Source organism: Aeromonas sp. 96A, from assembly GCF_051919165.1.
Lineage (GTDB): Bacteria > Pseudomonadota > Gammaproteobacteria > Enterobacterales > Aeromonadaceae > Aeromonas > Aeromonas veronii.
Window position 1 is genome coordinate 3,474,833 of sequence record NZ_JBQBFE010000001.1, and the last position, 13,701, is coordinate 3,488,533.

13 protein-coding genes are annotated in these 13,701 nt (G+C 58.9%); 1 reads left to right on the top strand and 12 read right to left on the bottom strand.

The annotated features are described in order from the left end of the window. Positions 1-79: 79 nt before the first annotated feature. From ACTG2W_RS16110 to ACTG2W_RS16145, 8 genes are all read right to left on the bottom strand, one after another. Positions 80-1,726 carry an ATP-dependent nuclease gene (locus ACTG2W_RS16110; protein WP_106844058.1) on the bottom strand — a complete coding sequence of 549 codons (1,647 nt, stop codon included), beginning with the start codon at positions 1,724-1,726 and terminating at the stop codon, positions 80-82. Positions 1,727-2,388: 662 nt separating this feature from the next. Next, positions 2,389-3,876, bottom strand: coding sequence for a peptide MFS transporter (locus ACTG2W_RS16115; RefSeq protein ID WP_440016379.1), 1,488 nt, complete (start codon positions 3,874-3,876; stop codon positions 2,389-2,391). A 525-nt stretch (positions 3,877-4,401) separates the two neighbouring features. Further along, positions 4,402-5,304, bottom strand: a complete 903-nt coding sequence (atcC, locus tag ACTG2W_RS16120; protein WP_204382557.1) for a cold adaptation protein AtcC — start codon at positions 5,302-5,304, stop codon at positions 4,402-4,404. An 11-nt stretch (positions 5,305-5,315) separates the two neighbouring features. Continuing rightward, positions 5,316-6,083, bottom strand: coding sequence for a cold adaptation protein AtcB (gene atcB, locus ACTG2W_RS16125; protein ID WP_005335887.1), 768 nt, complete (start codon positions 6,081-6,083; stop codon positions 5,316-5,318). 12 nt (positions 6,084-6,095) lie between these two features. Then, positions 6,096-6,638, bottom strand: a complete 543-nt coding sequence (atcA, locus tag ACTG2W_RS16130) for a cold adaptation protein AtcA (RefSeq protein WP_106844061.1) — start codon at positions 6,636-6,638, stop codon at positions 6,096-6,098. A gap of 23 nt (positions 6,639-6,661) precedes the next feature. Continuing rightward, on the bottom strand, positions 6,662-6,946 hold the full coding sequence (gene atcJ / locus ACTG2W_RS16135; protein WP_005343121.1) for a cold adaptation protein ActJcold adaptation protein ActJ: 285 nt from the start codon (positions 6,944-6,946) through the stop codon (positions 6,662-6,664). Between the two features lie 280 nt (positions 6,947-7,226). Further along, complete coding sequence (locus ACTG2W_RS16140) at positions 7,227-7,979, bottom strand: SDR family NAD(P)-dependent oxidoreductase (protein ID WP_106844062.1); 753 nt, start codon at positions 7,977-7,979, stop codon at positions 7,227-7,229. Further along, a complete protein-coding gene (locus ACTG2W_RS16145) occupies positions 7,976-8,854 on the bottom strand; it encodes an NAD(P)-dependent oxidoreductase (protein WP_106844063.1) in 879 nt (292 codons plus the stop codon). The genes ACTG2W_RS16140 and ACTG2W_RS16145 overlap by 4 nt, the downstream gene beginning before the upstream one ends. A 130-nt stretch (positions 8,855-8,984) precedes the next feature. Here ACTG2W_RS16145 and ACTG2W_RS16150 point away from each other — a divergent pair, with 130 nt between their 5' ends. Further along, positions 8,985-9,809 (top strand): LysR family transcriptional regulator, encoded by an 825-nt coding sequence (locus ACTG2W_RS16150; protein ID WP_106844064.1) that lies wholly within the window; start codon positions 8,985-8,987, stop codon positions 9,807-9,809. 75 nt (positions 9,810-9,884) lie between these two features. Here the strand turns inward: ACTG2W_RS16150 and ACTG2W_RS16155 are convergent, their stop codons facing one another. Genes ACTG2W_RS16155 through ACTG2W_RS16170 form a run of 4 tightly spaced genes read right to left on the bottom strand, consistent with a single transcriptional unit; the run spans position 9,885 to position 13,630 of the window. Continuing rightward, positions 9,885-10,400 (bottom strand): protein disulfide oxidoreductase, encoded by a 516-nt coding sequence (locus ACTG2W_RS16155; RefSeq protein WP_106844065.1) that lies wholly within the window; start codon positions 10,398-10,400, stop codon positions 9,885-9,887. A 3-nt stretch (positions 10,401-10,403) separates the two neighbouring features. Further along, a complete protein-coding gene (locus ACTG2W_RS16160; protein ID WP_005354886.1) occupies positions 10,404-11,147 on the bottom strand; it encodes a DsbA family protein in 744 nt (247 codons plus the stop codon). A gap of 9 nt (positions 11,148-11,156) precedes the next feature. Then, the gene (locus tag ACTG2W_RS16165) at positions 11,157-13,199 is read right to left on the bottom strand and encodes a protein-disulfide reductase DsbD family protein (protein ID WP_440016382.1); all 2,043 of its coding nucleotides are present in this window, start codon (positions 13,197-13,199) and stop codon (positions 11,157-11,159) included. Positions 13,200-13,252: 53 nt separating this feature from the next. Continuing rightward, a complete protein-coding gene (locus tag ACTG2W_RS16170; RefSeq protein WP_005354882.1) occupies positions 13,253-13,630 on the bottom strand; it encodes a hypothetical protein in 378 nt (125 codons plus the stop codon). Positions 13,631-13,701: the final 71 nt, after the last annotated feature.

Consider the following 13,701-nt stretch of genomic DNA (forward strand, 5'->3'; position numbering starts at 1 on the left):
TATAGAAGGGCGCGAAAGCGCCCTTTCTATTCACAATTAGATTTTGTTGTGAGTTAATAATTTACTGATTTTAAATTCCTCATGCCATAGCATCCAGTTCCTCATGAGTTTCATATATTCCCTCATGAGTCCCATTAATTATGTCGGCAAGGGATTCTCTTAGTTTTTTATATTTTTCATCTGTTTCAAAATCATCGGATGTAAGATGAGTAAATAAGTTGTATGGTTTGTCTTTTGATGGGGATTCGTTTAAGTAAAAACCCTCAAAGTCAGGATTGTGCACAACAGTTTTAACTCTGCCATTAGTTGTATCAGCCAATGTTCTAATGTTTAAGTTGATTGTCCACATGGCATTGGCTCTATTGTCCTTTCTAAGCTTGGTATCTAGATCATGTACAGCTATAGCATTTGCATTAAACTGGTTGAAGATCTTAATAAATGTGGGGATGTTGGCTTTCCCTCTACAGTTTATTACGCAGTAATTACCCTCCAACCCACTTTTTTCAATAATGTATTGATAGGCTAAATATTCTGTATCACCTTCAACAAGAATAGAGTTTTCATAGAAGAAGAATTCGTTAACTGTTGGGCAGCAACGATTCAACATCTTTAGATTGTCTCGTTCATCCTTATTAAATTGCGCTTTGTCGGTTTGGAAATAAAAAACGCCTTTTTGAGTGTTAGATACTTTTATTAATGTTGTATGATTCTGTGTCAGGTCAATAAATACAGGAGAGTGTGTAGTACAGATAACTTGCCATCCAGCTATATCGGCCAATGCGTAAATAGCTTTCCTCGCTGCCCGAATGATAGATGGGTGTAGATTTATTTCTGGCTCATCAATTAATAATACTTTCGGAACTTCATTTTGTACTATTTTTGTACCTTTTTTATACATGCCCTCACTACAAAGAGCATTTATAGCTGACCAAAGAAAAGCTCTTTTTATTCCTGTTCCTTGATGTTCAAGTGATGCCGGATGATTGCTTGTTCTAATAAAAAATTTGCTACCATCCTTGATCGCCTCCTCAGCTTTAAATTTACCTACGCCTGTTTCGAAGGATACTGTAGCACCTTGGAAAAGTTTATTTAGTTCGGTTTCAATCTTAAGGCTTAGTTGTCCAATGCTTCCCGATATTTCTTTGTCTACCTCCTTTGCTAATTTTTCAATTTCAGAAATGATACCAGCAACTTTGCTTTTGTCATCTTTTAGCTGTTTGGCTGCATTTTTTGATGCTAAATCTTTAACTACCTTTTCAAGGGCATCGTAGTCATCATTTGGGTTTAATCGAATAGGTACTGGCAGTCTACTTTGAAGCAAAGTATTCCAACCACCTGCCCCACCTTTTTTCCAATCATTAGTTTTATTACTAAAGCTGAATTTAATTCCATTTTCATCAGGTGTTTCCCATCTGATCTGGAACTTAGCGCAGTTACCAAATTCAGGGTCATTTTCTATATACCATTCTTGACCTAGCGTATTGATATCGTCTTGAGTAACATCATTGAATATACCTGTAATTACGATTGGCCTTGTAGTATCACGACAATGGAAAAAATCAAGGGTTAGCGAACTTCCCATTGATACGTAAGCTTCATAAGCATCAAGAATTGTAGACTTACAACTATTATTGGGGCCAACCAGTACAACTATATTATCAATGAGTATTTTAATCTCTTCGCTAATACCTTTGAAATTTGAAATAAGTAAGGCTGAAAGCTTCATTGTTTTTCCTTGTGGTGCTTATTGATAAATCTGTATGTGGCGACAGTAACAGGATCAAATGGTTCCTTGTCGTGATCTAGGTCTATTTTTACCTGATGTAAGTGGAAATAGGGATGTAGGTCTGATTAGCGAAGCGTAATCAGACGTTCGCGAAAACCTGTTACTGCAATTCTGCAGGTGCGCCAGTTGATCTCTTCTCTATGTTCATCGCCACCGGGATTGCAGTGCGGACGATTACGCTTCGCTAATCGACCCTACGCGCTCCTGCTTGATTTAACGCTCTGCTGCTTGTCAATGGTTTGCCCCCTCATCCCCGACCTTTCTCCCCTTATCTATGGCAAAGAGTGGGAGAAGGGAGTGGAGATCGCAGCCATTGATAGTGACCGTGGTATGGCGTGATAGCTAAGGGTGACAGCTACGGCTACAGAGTGGCAGGTGCTGATCCCCTCTCCCTTTGGGAGAGGGTTAGGGTGAGGGGAAGCTGACAATCGTGCAAACGCCGCAACAGGCACCAGGTTGCCAACCTGAAAAAGAGTCATCCATCCCGCCAAAAGAGAGGGCCCCGCCATCCATGATGGCGGGGCCCTGTGCATTATCAGCCGCGTTGCTGATTCAATCGTTCGCGCTGGCAGGGGCCAATAAAATGGCTGGCCCTAGCCCGATTAGACAGGAATGGCTGTCGCCGCCGGAGGCGGGGTGAGCTTGGAGGCGATCAGCTGGCGCAGGCGGGGCACCAGCAGGAGCAACACGACGCCGCCTGCCAGCGAACCCCAGCCGAGCATATTGAATACCGAGCTGTAACCCGGGTTGGTGGCGACCGGGGTGCTGCCGATATTCTGCGGCATGGCGCCGGAGACATAGCCCGCCAGCACGGAGGCAACGCCGGTCACCATCATCCAGCAGCCCATCATCAAGCCTTGCAGGCTGGCGGGGGCCAGCTTGCCAATCATGGCGTAGCCGATGGGGGAGATCAGCAGCTCGCCAAAGCTCTGCAGCACATAGCTGATGGCGATCCACTTGAAGGCGACCAGTCCGTCTGCCCCCGCCAGATGAATGCCGATCGGCAGCACCAGCATGCCGAGCCCCATGCAGAACAGGGAGGCGGCAAACTGGGAGGGGATATCGATATTCCACCCCTGTTCGCGCAGTCGCTTGAATAGCAGCGCCATCAGGGGGCCACCGATAACGATGACGAGGGTGTTGATGTTCTGGATCCACTGGGGGGCGACCCGCAGCCCGAACACGTTGAGGTTGATGTTGTGCTCGGAGAAGAGCATCAGCCCCATGGGCGCCAGCTGGTAGAGCGACCAGAAGATGAGGGAGCCGAGGGCGAGGATCAGGTAGGCAACCATGCGGCTGCGCTCGGCGGCGTCCGGGTGGCGGGCGGTCATCACGCAGAGCAGTATCAGCACCACGGCCCCCAGGATCAGCACGAAGCTGCCGCTGAAGCTGGCGTGGGTCAGCAGCAGCCGCAGCGCCGGCACCAGCATGGCCAGAATGGCGATCCCGGCCAGCATGCGGCGGTAGAAGCCGCTCCCTTTGACATGGCGCAGCGGGGTGCTGATATCCGCCAGAATCGGCCAGCAGGCGAAGGTGGCGATGATGGCGATGATGTTGCCCAGCGTCGCAAACAGGAACAGGGTGCGGTAATCCTCGGTGAGCTGGAAGTAGCCCGCCACCGTGAAGCCGATAAAGAAGCCCAGATTCATCCCGGCGTAGTTCCACAGGAAGGCGCTCTCGCGGCGGTGATCATCCGGGGCGAAGCGCTGGGTCAGCATCATGTTGAGGCAGGTAACGTTGAGGCCGCTGCCGGTGAGGAACATGGCGAGCCCCCAGTAGAGGCCGGTGATCCCCATCTCGGCGATGAAGTAGCAGCCGATCACCTGCAGTACCATCCCCATCACGAACAGGTTGCGGTTGCTGAGGTAGCGCCCGCCGAGATAACCGCCAAACAGGTGCAGGCCATAGTTGAAGGCCCCGAAGACCCCCATCATGGCGTTGGCCTGGGATTCGCTAAAGCCGAGCCGCTTGGTGGCGTAGAGCACCAGCGTGGAGTAGAGCACGGCAAACCCCAGGGTCGAGAAGGTCTGGATAAAGAACAGCGCCCCGGAGCCGGGGGGAATGGTGGGGTGTTGATTCGAAGCGCTCACGGTCTGTCTCCTGTGAGAGAAGAAAGTCATTACTCGTCCTGAGAGCGTACCGGTCTGCTGCCGGCTAGCCTTGTGCGCTTCCATGCTGGTCTGAAGGCCGGTCTGTCATTTAGCGGCCAAGCGGTGCAAATAGCCATACCTGAAATTTAATCTGGCGCGATTAATTGCTTTTTATTGATCTATTTCGCCTTTTTATGCGTGATTGAGCCGTGGTTTTTGCTCGACTTACCACGCGGTTGCGACACGGTTGATGTGATCCAGTCGGCTATTTTGTGCTGATTCTGGCGCTGTAGCGGGATCTGCGTCCCGCTTTGTTGCCCCGAAGCGCAGCTGGCGCCAAGTTGTTGTATTGCAGGTTGTTTATTCATCCTTGGGTATTGAGTGAATAAATATCGGTAAGAGAAGAGCCAGCCCCGGGGTGACTTGCGCGTGTTCTCTCTTTGCTTGGGAGAGGGTGAGGGGAGGATAAAACAACGCCCGGCGGGCCGGGCGTTGTGGTGCGACTGATGGGCGGCGAAAGCGGCCTTAGAAGTCGTGGTAGAGCGGCCAGCCAAGCAGCGGGTGCTTGAGACCGGCGCGCATCTCGATGTTGTCGAGCTTCTCCGGCGAGGCGTTCTCTTTTTGCAGCAGCTGGTACTGGCGCACAAAGCCGAGGGTGTGGAGCAGATTGGGCACAAAGCCCGGGCTCAGCTCCTGCCGCAGGGCGGCGGCCATGTCGGCGGGCAGCGCGCTCAGCATCAGGGCGAGTTGGGCGGCGAGGTAGTCGGTGTCGTACCAGCCCTCGTCGAGCTCAATCTCCCGCGCCAGTTTGCGCTTGAGATCCTGCTTCACCTTGAGCGGGGCGGCGCCACTGCCCTTGCCGCAGAGAATGCGGTAGAGCAGCGCTTCGGCCAGCTTGTCCTCCATGGTGGGGTGGTCGCTCTCGCAGGCGAAGAAGTGCTGGTCGATGAGTTCCATCAGGCGGCTCTTGTTGTGCTCGGTCAGCGCCTTCTCGTACTCCTGCCACCCTTGCCACTCCTCCACATCGGGCGGGCTCGAGATCTTGTCCAGCAGGCGGGCATCCACATCACCGTAGAGGCTGTTGCCAGCCTGCTTGGGGCTGACGGTGATGAGCATTGACCAGCCCTTCTGGAACGGTTTGATGGGGCCTTCCGGCGCCTGCAGCAGCGCCAGCGCCTTGGCCGGATCACGCGCCGAGAGCTCCTGCAGACCGAGGCTCACCACGCCGATGACGTCGTGGGCCGCCTGCTCCAGCAGGTGCATCTTGTACTTGTTGTAGTACTTGTCGGCGAATTTGAGGCTCATCAGCACCGCCTTGCCCTTGATGGCGGCGAGCTGTTGCTGACTCAAGAGTTCGTTGTCGCGGCCAAAGCGCAGCACCTGGGTCAGAAAGGGGCCCTGGTTGGCATCGCGAATGACTAACTGCATGAATGGGCTCCTTAATCCAGAAAGCTGAACATGTCGTCGACGTCGCCGTACTCGTCTTCCTCGACCTTGTTCTTCTCTTTGGCCTGCATCACCAGCTCGGCGGCAAACTTGTTGATGATGCCGTCCCAGGTGGAGTGCTCATTGCGCAGCAGCGCCTTGATGGCTTTCTCCACCTCGGGGGCCAGCTCGCGAATAAGCATCAAGAGGCTGCGCGGGTCATCCAGCGCGTAGTCGTGGACATCCTCGCTCTGCTGGCGCTCGCTGTAGCGCAGGGACTCTTCGAGATCTTCCTCTTCGGCGTGCAGCACGTCGCGATAGCCTTCGTCCTCTTCATAGCGATCGCCGCGATAGAACTCGATAAAGGGGATGGCGAGGTAGAAGAGACCGGCCGGATCTTCGGCCACGCACTCGAGGATCTCGCGCTGCTTGGCTTCGCTATCCTGGGTGCGGATCAGGTAGTTGAGGAAGTCGAAGGTGTGCTGTTGCAGCTCGTCGGCGTTGTTCTTGATCGCCTCTTCCCAGTAGAGCGGCTGCTGGCAGACGATGTCGCGGATCCGCTCCGGGGTCATCAGCTCGGAGATGATGGAGGGGAAGGAGATATCGTGCTGGCCGTTAATCTGGGTCAGGGTAACGATATCAATGTTTTCAATCACTTCTGCCAGCTGGTCGTCAGACATGGTCTTGGCGATCAGCTCGAACTTCTCGCTGGCCTGCTTCGGCTCGATAACGGCCAGCTCTTTGATCTCGATGGCGGTAATTTCTATCAGACTGTTGCTCATGCCTTGCCCCAATTAGAAACGGACTTCGTCGTACATATCCTGATCGCCGTCGTCATCACCATAGCGGTCACTGCCGCCGTGGTAGTCGGCGTCGGCATCTTCCCCGTCTTCATCTTCTTCGTCGCGCAGCTCATAGTCGTCATCGCTGCGCTGGCTACCGCGCGGTAGCGGGTTGTCGAGCAGGAACAGCACGGCGCAGGCTTCCATCAGCTGATCTTCGCTCTGGGCCCGCACCGCCTTGACCAGCGGCAGGGCGGCGTTGTTGAAGCCGACGCTCACCTTGAACTCGTCCCAGCTTGGCTGCTCGCCGCTGGCGAGCCACTTGTTCCACTGCGACTTGGCCTTGGCCGGGAACTGCACCCGGCCATAGAGGGCCAGCGGCAGATACTCGGGCATAAACTCCAGCATGCTCATATCGGCCAGCAGCAGGCTCTTCATCTGGTCGGTGAACTGTTCCAGCCCCTTGGGGTCGTCCTGATCCCGGTAGGATTCGATGTTTTCGCTGGCATCGCTTTGCAGCGACTTGAGCCGCGCCTGGTCCCATCTCTTTTGCATAGTTGCTCTTTCTGCCTGCTGTTTCAGGGGTAGAACTGATCCCACATCTCCTGCATGGCGGAGGCGGGGTCGGTCACGATGACGTTGTTGAAATCCTTGATAAAGGCGGCCCGCTGTTTCGGATCGGACAGCACTTCATAGGCCTGCTTTACCTGGTGCAGCTTTATGGCTGCCTGCTCTTTCTCTTCTTCACTGGCCCCGTGCAGCTTGTCGGGGTGGTACTGGTTCGACAGCCGACGATAGGCTTTCTTGATGTCGTTTTCGCTGGCGTTGGACTTGACGCCCAGCACCCGAAAGTAGTTGTTCATGGCAGATCCTGCATCACTGGCATCATAGGATTCACGCTGCGAGTGCCTGATGGTGGGGATTGGCAAACCAGGCACGGCAAAAACCCGTCATTTTAACGGAAACAGCCCGCCAACGCGATGAGTTGGGCGATCAATTAACGGGCTAGATGAAGAGGGGTCAGTTGAGTGCCTATTGTTGCCAGTCGGTCTGGCCAGTGCAAGGGCGGCGGGGCAAAAGCGATGAAAAAACGGGCAGAAAAGGGGCGGGCGGCAGGCCGGGGCGAGGCTGCCGCCGCAGGGGTTACTCCTCCCAGAAGGAGGCGGAGGTGTGGTAGATCATCTTCTTGCTCATCCCGCCATCGACCACCAGATTGGCACCGTTGATAAAGTCGTTGCGAGGATCCGCCAGAAAGAGGCAGGCGCGGGTGATGTCATCCGGGCGCCCGACCCTGCCGCTCGGGTGCTGGCGGTGATCCGCCTCGGTCAGGGTGTGGTAATCCTCTGCCTGGATCCAGCCCGGACTGATGGCATTGACCGTGATGGGATGGTCGGCCAGCGAGTTGGCGAGGGACTGGGTGAGGGCGACCAGCGCCCCCTTGGAGGCGCCATAGGCATCCCAACCCGGTTCGTTCTGCTGCCAGCGGGTGGAGGCAATATTGATGATGCGGCCATAGGGCAACCCGCGGTTGGCCTGCACAAAGGCGCGGGCGCAGAGCATGGCACCGCGCACATTGACCGTCATCACCTGATCAAACTGGGCTGCGCTCAGCTCCTCGAAGCGGGTGTGGAACTTGCTGATGGCGCCGTTGTTGATAAGCAGATGGACGCCGCCATGCTGCTCGCGTACCTCGGCAAAGAGCCGCGTGATAGCCTGCTCATCCCGCAAATCGAGCGGATGAAAGTGGATCTCGGGATGGTCAAAAGCGTGAGGGGCCAGATCGGTGGCGATCACCCGATAACCCGCCTCGGCCAGCCCGATACAGAGCTGGCGACCAATCCCGCCAGCGGCGCCGGTGACCAGCGCAATTTGGGGTTGGTTGGTCAGCTCGTTCATTGTGCCGCTCCATTGCGTGCCCGCAGCACCTTGATGAGGGCTGACACCTCCTGCTGACCAAACCCTTGCGCCACCCCTTCCTCAAACAGATCGGCGGCAAAGCGCGGGAAGCGGCTGTCGATCCCGGCATCGCTGGCATGACCGGCGAGGCGGCTGATGGCGGCGCTCCAGGTTTTCAGGCTGGCGTAGGGGTGATAGAAATCGCCGCTCGCCAGCGTCTTGCCAAGGTGGGCCACATCGCCCCCCAAAATCGGCGACAGCTCGCTGAACTGGGCGCACACCTTGGCCACCGGCAACCCTTCCGCCTCGCAGATCAGCGCGCCGTGCAGGGCACCGAGCAGGCCACCGGCAAAGTAGGCTGCGACGGCACAATCTTGCGCCGCGGCGGCGCCCACCGCCTCGGCTACATGGTCGAGGGTAGGTGCCAGCAGGCGCAGCACCGGTTCGGCGTCGCTAAAGGCGGTGCTGGCCCCCGAGCAGATGATGCTGGCATCGCTGGTGCCGATCTGATCCGGGAAGCAGAGGATAGCGCCATCGAGATAACGGGCGTCGCGGGCGTGGCTCCAGCTCTCGAGCGCTCGGGCCCCCTGAGGGCTGCCGGTGGAGAGCTGCACCAGCAGTTTGCCCGCCACCGCATCGCGGGCTTCGTCCAGCAACTGCTGGCTGACGGCGTAGTTATCGACGCAGACAAGAGTGATATCACTTGCGGCGATGGCTGCGCCAACCGAGGGGGCGAGTGTTGCACCCAGCGCTTGCAGCGGGGCTGCCTTGGCGGCGCTGCGATTCCAGACGGTGACCGGATGGCCCGCCTTGATCAGGGTGGTGGCAAGGGCGGAGCCCATGGCCCCGAGGCCGATGACAGAGAGATGGCGCATGATGGCTCCTGACGGTGTTGATAGACGCTGATATAGAAAATTGGGATGCCTTGTGGCAGGTAAGCCACTATATTTGCCCCTTGTCGCCGTGAAAAATGGCTTTTATGACTGTCTGGTATAGGTGAATTCTATGGATGTGCGAACCCTGCGTGCGTTTGTGGCTGTCTTCGAGGAGCGCAACATCACGGCGGCCGCCACCCGCCTCTTCATTACCCAGCCCACCCTCTCCACCACCATCAAGACGCTGGAGGATGAGCTGGGGGTGACCCTGTTTGTGCGGCAGGCGCGCGGGGTGGAGGGGACTGAAGCGGCGCACCGGCTCTATCCCCGCGCCAAGCGGCTGATCGCCGACACCGACTCCCTCGCCCGCGAGTTTCGTGAAACCTCCCCCTGCCTCAAGGTGACGGTGGGGATTGAGGCAGACCTTGGCGATGGCGTGGTGGGGGCGCTTGTGCAAGGGGCGCTCGCCCACGAGGAGATCCTGCTGACCCTGGAGGAGGGCTGTTGTGGCGATGTGCGGCTGGGCTGTGAATCCCTGCGCTGTGGCGACGAGCTCTTTATCCCCCTGCTGGAGGAGGAGTTTGTGCTGGTGCTGCCGCCGGATCATCCGCTGGCGGGTAAGGGATCGCTCACCCCGGCAGCGTTGGCGGATGAACCCTGGGTCACTTGCCCGCGCCACGACTCCCACCTGCGGCTGATCGCCATCCTTGGCAATCAGGCGCCGCTCTATCCACGGCGAGCGGGGTCGCTGCGACTGGCGGCGACTATGGTGGCCGCCGGGGCGGGGATCGCCTGGTTGCCCCGTTCGCTTTGTCCGCCCGGTTGTACGGTCGCCGAGCTGGCGGCCTCTTCTTTCAAGCGGCGGGTGGGGCTCTGCTACGCCCCGGATGCGTTGCGCTCGGCGGCGGTGACCGCCCTGCTGGAGCAGGTACGCGGGATGCAGCTCCCCGTCTGATGTCGGGATAAAAATGTCGGCATAAAAAAGGGCCATCCGGTGGGATGGCCCTGTTGAGGCAACGTTGTTGCGTGGCTAGAGCGACGCCCACCAGAGCCGCAGCTTCAAGCCCCACTTCGAGCTCCAGCCGGTGGTGCTGCTCACCAGCGTCCCATCCTTGATAACGAGGAACGTCGGGGTGACCCCTACCTGCCACTGGGCGGCCAGCGCTCCCGACTCGTCGTTGTGGGTCGGGAAGGTGAGCCCCTTCTTGCTCATCCCCTTGCCAAGCTGCTCTGCGTTGCCGGAGCGCAGCGCCACCGTCAGCACGTTTTCCCCTTCCTGCCAGAGCTGTTGCACGGCCGGGGTGGTGAAACGGCAGACGCCGCACCAGCTGGCCCAGTAGTAAACCAGCAGCGGCTTACCGCGGCTCAGGGTGGCGAGATCCGTACTGGTGCCATCCTGCAGGGTGACGGGGGCGCTCATCGCCCCCTCTGGCAGGGTCGGGCTGCGCCACAGATCCAGCAGGGTCGAGATGATCAGCGCAATCAGCAGCAGCCAGAGCGCCTCCTTGCCCCAGCGGCGCCAGCGGGGTTGAGGGTTGGTGGTCATTCTTTACCCCTGCTTGGCCAGTTCGGCCTTCACCAGCTGCTCCAGCTCCTCATAGGGGATGGCGCCCGGTACCAGCTGGTTGCCAATCAGGGTCGCCGGTGTGCCCTGTACCCCGAGGATGGTGCCGATGCGCAGGCTGTTGCGCAGCTCTTCGGTCGCCTTGGCGGCCGGTTTGAGCGCGGTGTTGCCGGTGGCGGCCAGCGCCTTGTTGATGTCCGCCTCGGTCAGCATCCCCTGCTTGCTCATCAGCTTGTCGTGCAGGGTGAGGAAGCGGGCGGGATCCTGCTGCCACAGGGTCAGGCTGTATTGGGCCGCCTTGGCGGAGGTCTGCCCCTTGAACGGCAGCAGTTTGATCACCAGCCCCAGATCGTCCGGATAAGCCTTGAGTAGCTTGGTCAGCTGGGGATCGAACTGCTTGCAGTAGGGGCAGTTGTAGTCGGTGAACAGCACCAGCGTCAGCTTGGGGTTTTTGGCTCCCAGACGCGGGCTGGTGGCGCTGTTGAACAGCACATCCTTGTTGCCCTTGATGAAGTTGCCAAGCTGCGCCTCCTGGGCTGCCGCGTTCTGCTTCTCCCAGGATTCGGCGGCCTCATCGAGGATCTTGGGGTTGGCGATTAGGGTCTCGCGGATCAGCTCCTTGATGCGCGCCTCCTGCTCCGGGGTGAAGGGGGCTGCGTGCAGGGCCGGAGCCAGCAGGGTTGCGGAAAGGGAGGCCAGCAGGGTCAGGGCGCTAAGAGTCGGTTTCATGGTTGCTCCTTAAAATCGGGTGGTGCCAGCCTGAAGCAGGCCAGCCTTGTGCAATGTGGTCAGCAGATCGTCCTTGTCGAGCAGGGGTGACAGCGTGACCCCCTGCGGCAACTCCGGGCTGTAAATCTGGTTGAAGGGGACGGCCGCCGCGCCCTGCTTACGCAGGAAGGCGGCGATGGTGTCGCTTGGTTTGCTCCAGTCGCCGCGCAGGGCCACCACATCGGGGGCCGAGAGGGCCTGTTGCACCTCATCGCGTAGCAACACGTTGTATTTGTTGGCCTTGCAGGTGACGCACCAGTCTGCGGTGACATCGATAAAGACCCGCTTGTTCTGGGCCAGCGCATCTGTGATGGCGCGTTCGGAGAGCGGCTGCCAGACCACCTTGTCAACGCTGGCCGAGCCCTGCGCGCTAAAGGCGCCGCTCAGCAGCAGGGGGCTGCCAATCAGGGCGGCGAGGGCGATCGCCAGCGTGAAGCCGCGCATGCCGTAACGCCAGATGATGCCAGCCAGCAGTGCCAGCAGCATGGCAACCATCAGCCAGCCGGTGGCATAGCTACCGAGGTGGTTGTCGAGCAGGCTGGTGAGCCAGAGGCTGGAGCCCAGCATCATCAAGCCGAGCAAGATGCGCAGATGGTTCATCCAGCGCCCTGGTTTCGGTAACCAGAGGGCGAGCCGTGGTAGGGCTGCCACCAGCAGCCAGGGCAGGCTCATGCCAATTCCCAATGCCGTGAAGATCAGCCAGAGCTGGCCAAGTGGCGCCGCCAGCGCAAAGGCCACCGCGGTACCGAGGAAGGGGGCCGAGCAGGGGGTCGCCAGCAGAGTGGCGAAGCTCCCCTGCAGGAAGTGACCGCCGAGGCCATTGCCGCCGCTGGTGGCGAGGCGGGTGCTGAGGGCGCTGGGCAGGCGGATCTCGAACAGCCCCAGCAGGTTGGCGCAAAACAGCAGGGTGACCAGCACCATAAAGCCGATAAAACTGGCGCTCTGGAACTGGATGCCCCAGCCGACGGCCCCTTGCGTGGCGCGTAGCAGGCTGCTCATGGCCGCCAGCACCCAGAAGGAGGCGATGATCCCGGCGCTGGCGGCGAGGAACTGCTTGCGCACCGCTCCCTGTTCACGCTCCTGATGTTGCAACACAGTTCCCAGCTTGAGCGCCAGCACCGGCAGCACGCAGGGCATCAGGTTGAGGATCAGGCCGCCGAGCAGCGCCGCCCCCAGCAACCAGAAGAGGGGCTGGCTCGGCGCTGGCAATACGAGCGCTTCGCCAATCGAGCCTTTGGTCTGCCAGGCCTGCTCGCCGCTGGTGAGCAGCAGGCCGAGGGATTGGCCGCGCAGATCCGGCGCATCCCCCTGCCAGCCATCGCTCACCGGCACCCGGGCGATCAGGGTGTTGCCCTCGACCTCAAGCGCCGGTTTGCCAAACTCGGCCCCCTCCAGAGCGTCGATGAAGAGCGCTGGTGATTGCCAGCCCTCTGCCCGCTCGGCGCGCAGTTGCAGCTGGTTGTGCTGATAACCGAGCTCGACCCGGGTCTCGGCAGGCAGCGGCTGGGGCAGGGTACTCATCGCCTTCGCCCAGGCAAAATCGAAGTCGGCTGGCGCTCGCCCATCCACCGCGAGGGTGAAGGGAAAGTCGGTCAGGATGCAGACGTTGCTGCAGGTGGAGAGGCGCAAGGTGCCATTGAGCGATTGGCCGGCTGGGTAGTTGAGGCTCAGGGGGAAACGCACCTCCCCCTGATAACCCTGGGTGCTGAGCCCGGCTACCTCGAAGTGACGTGGCACCGGCCAGCGCCACTGAAAGTCTCCGACCGGCTCATCCCACAGGATCTGGGGGGCAATGCCCCCTTCTCCCGGACTGTGCCAGTAGGTTTTCCAGCCTGACTCCAGCTCGACATCGAGCAGGATGCGGGTCTGATCTGCCGTGCTGCGGTCGGCCTGCAGCCGTACCCTGGCGTGATCATTCTGTGGGCTGGTTAGCCAGCCCGTGTCGCTGGCCAATCCCATGGATTGCCACAGCAGACCGCCCAGTAGCAGGGCCGCCTTGAAGAGATTCGACATCTTTTTGGTCTCGCAAAAATTGAGTGACAGCTAACGAAAGAACGCTGCCGAACTCATTCCCGCCAGACGCACAGGGTGAGGTGCAGACGCCGCTCGGGCGGCGAGATGACTCTGGGAGGGGGCAGTGGCGGTGTGTAGCGCCAAAGGGGGGCCAGCAGGGCGATCAGCACCGCCACGGCAAAGAAGAGCTGTTCGACGCAGAGCAGGGTGGCGGCACTTAGCCACTTGCCGTTGAGCTGGCAGCTGGTGGGTTGCGGGCTGGCCGGTTTGGCATCCTCTTGATCCGTTGCCGAGCCTGGAACGGGCAGTGCCTGACAGCTGAGGGCGTGATCGAGCAGGGCAAGCCGTGCCAGCGGCTGGGCCGCACAATTGAGCACCAGCAGGCAGACCAGCAGCAGGAGATGTTTCGCTACCCGTTGTTGCAACATCATGTTCGCCCCGTCCATCAAGATGGGGCCATCCTAACGACCAATGGCGGGTGGGGCAAGTCGGCGGCGTATTG

What these genes read in the sequence shown, in the direction of transcription:
- ACTG2W_RS16110 (WP_106844058.1), bottom strand. Translation starts at nt 1,726, where the DNA reads ATGAAGCTTTCAGCCTTACTTATTTCAAATTTCAAAGGTATTAGCGAA.
- atcC (WP_204382557.1), bottom strand. Translation starts at nt 5,304, where the DNA reads ATGCAGTTAGTCATTCGCGATGCCAACCAGGGCCCCTTTCTGACCCAG.
- atcB (WP_005335887.1), bottom strand. Translation starts at nt 6,083, where the DNA reads ATGAGCAACAGTCTGATAGAAATTACCGCCATCGAGATCAAAGAGCTG.
- atcA (WP_106844061.1), bottom strand. Translation starts at nt 6,638, where the DNA reads ATGCAAAAGAGATGGGACCAGGCGCGGCTCAAGTCGCTGCAAAGCGAT.
- atcJ (WP_005343121.1), bottom strand. Translation starts at nt 6,946, where the DNA reads ATGAACAACTACTTTCGGGTGCTGGGCGTCAAGTCCAACGCCAGCGAA.
- ACTG2W_RS16140 (WP_106844062.1), bottom strand. Translation starts at nt 7,979, where the DNA reads ATGAACGAGCTGACCAACCAACCCCAAATTGCGCTGGTCACCGGCGCC.
- ACTG2W_RS16145 (WP_106844063.1), bottom strand. Translation starts at nt 8,854, where the DNA reads ATGCGCCATCTCTCTGTCATCGGCCTCGGGGCCATGGGCTCCGCCCTT.
- ACTG2W_RS16150 (WP_106844064.1), top strand. Translation starts at nt 8,985, where the DNA reads ATGGATGTGCGAACCCTGCGTGCGTTTGTGGCTGTCTTCGAGGAGCGC.
- ACTG2W_RS16155 (WP_106844065.1), bottom strand. Translation starts at nt 10,400, where the DNA reads ATGACCACCAACCCTCAACCCCGCTGGCGCCGCTGGGGCAAGGAGGCG.
- ACTG2W_RS16160 (WP_005354886.1), bottom strand. Translation starts at nt 11,147, where the DNA reads ATGAAACCGACTCTTAGCGCCCTGACCCTGCTGGCCTCCCTTTCCGCA.
- ACTG2W_RS16165 (WP_440016382.1), bottom strand. Translation starts at nt 13,199, where the DNA reads ATGTCGAATCTCTTCAAGGCGGCCCTGCTACTGGGCGGTCTGCTGTGG.
- ACTG2W_RS16170 (WP_005354882.1), bottom strand. Translation starts at nt 13,630, where the DNA reads ATGATGTTGCAACAACGGGTAGCGAAACATCTCCTGCTGCTGGTCTGC.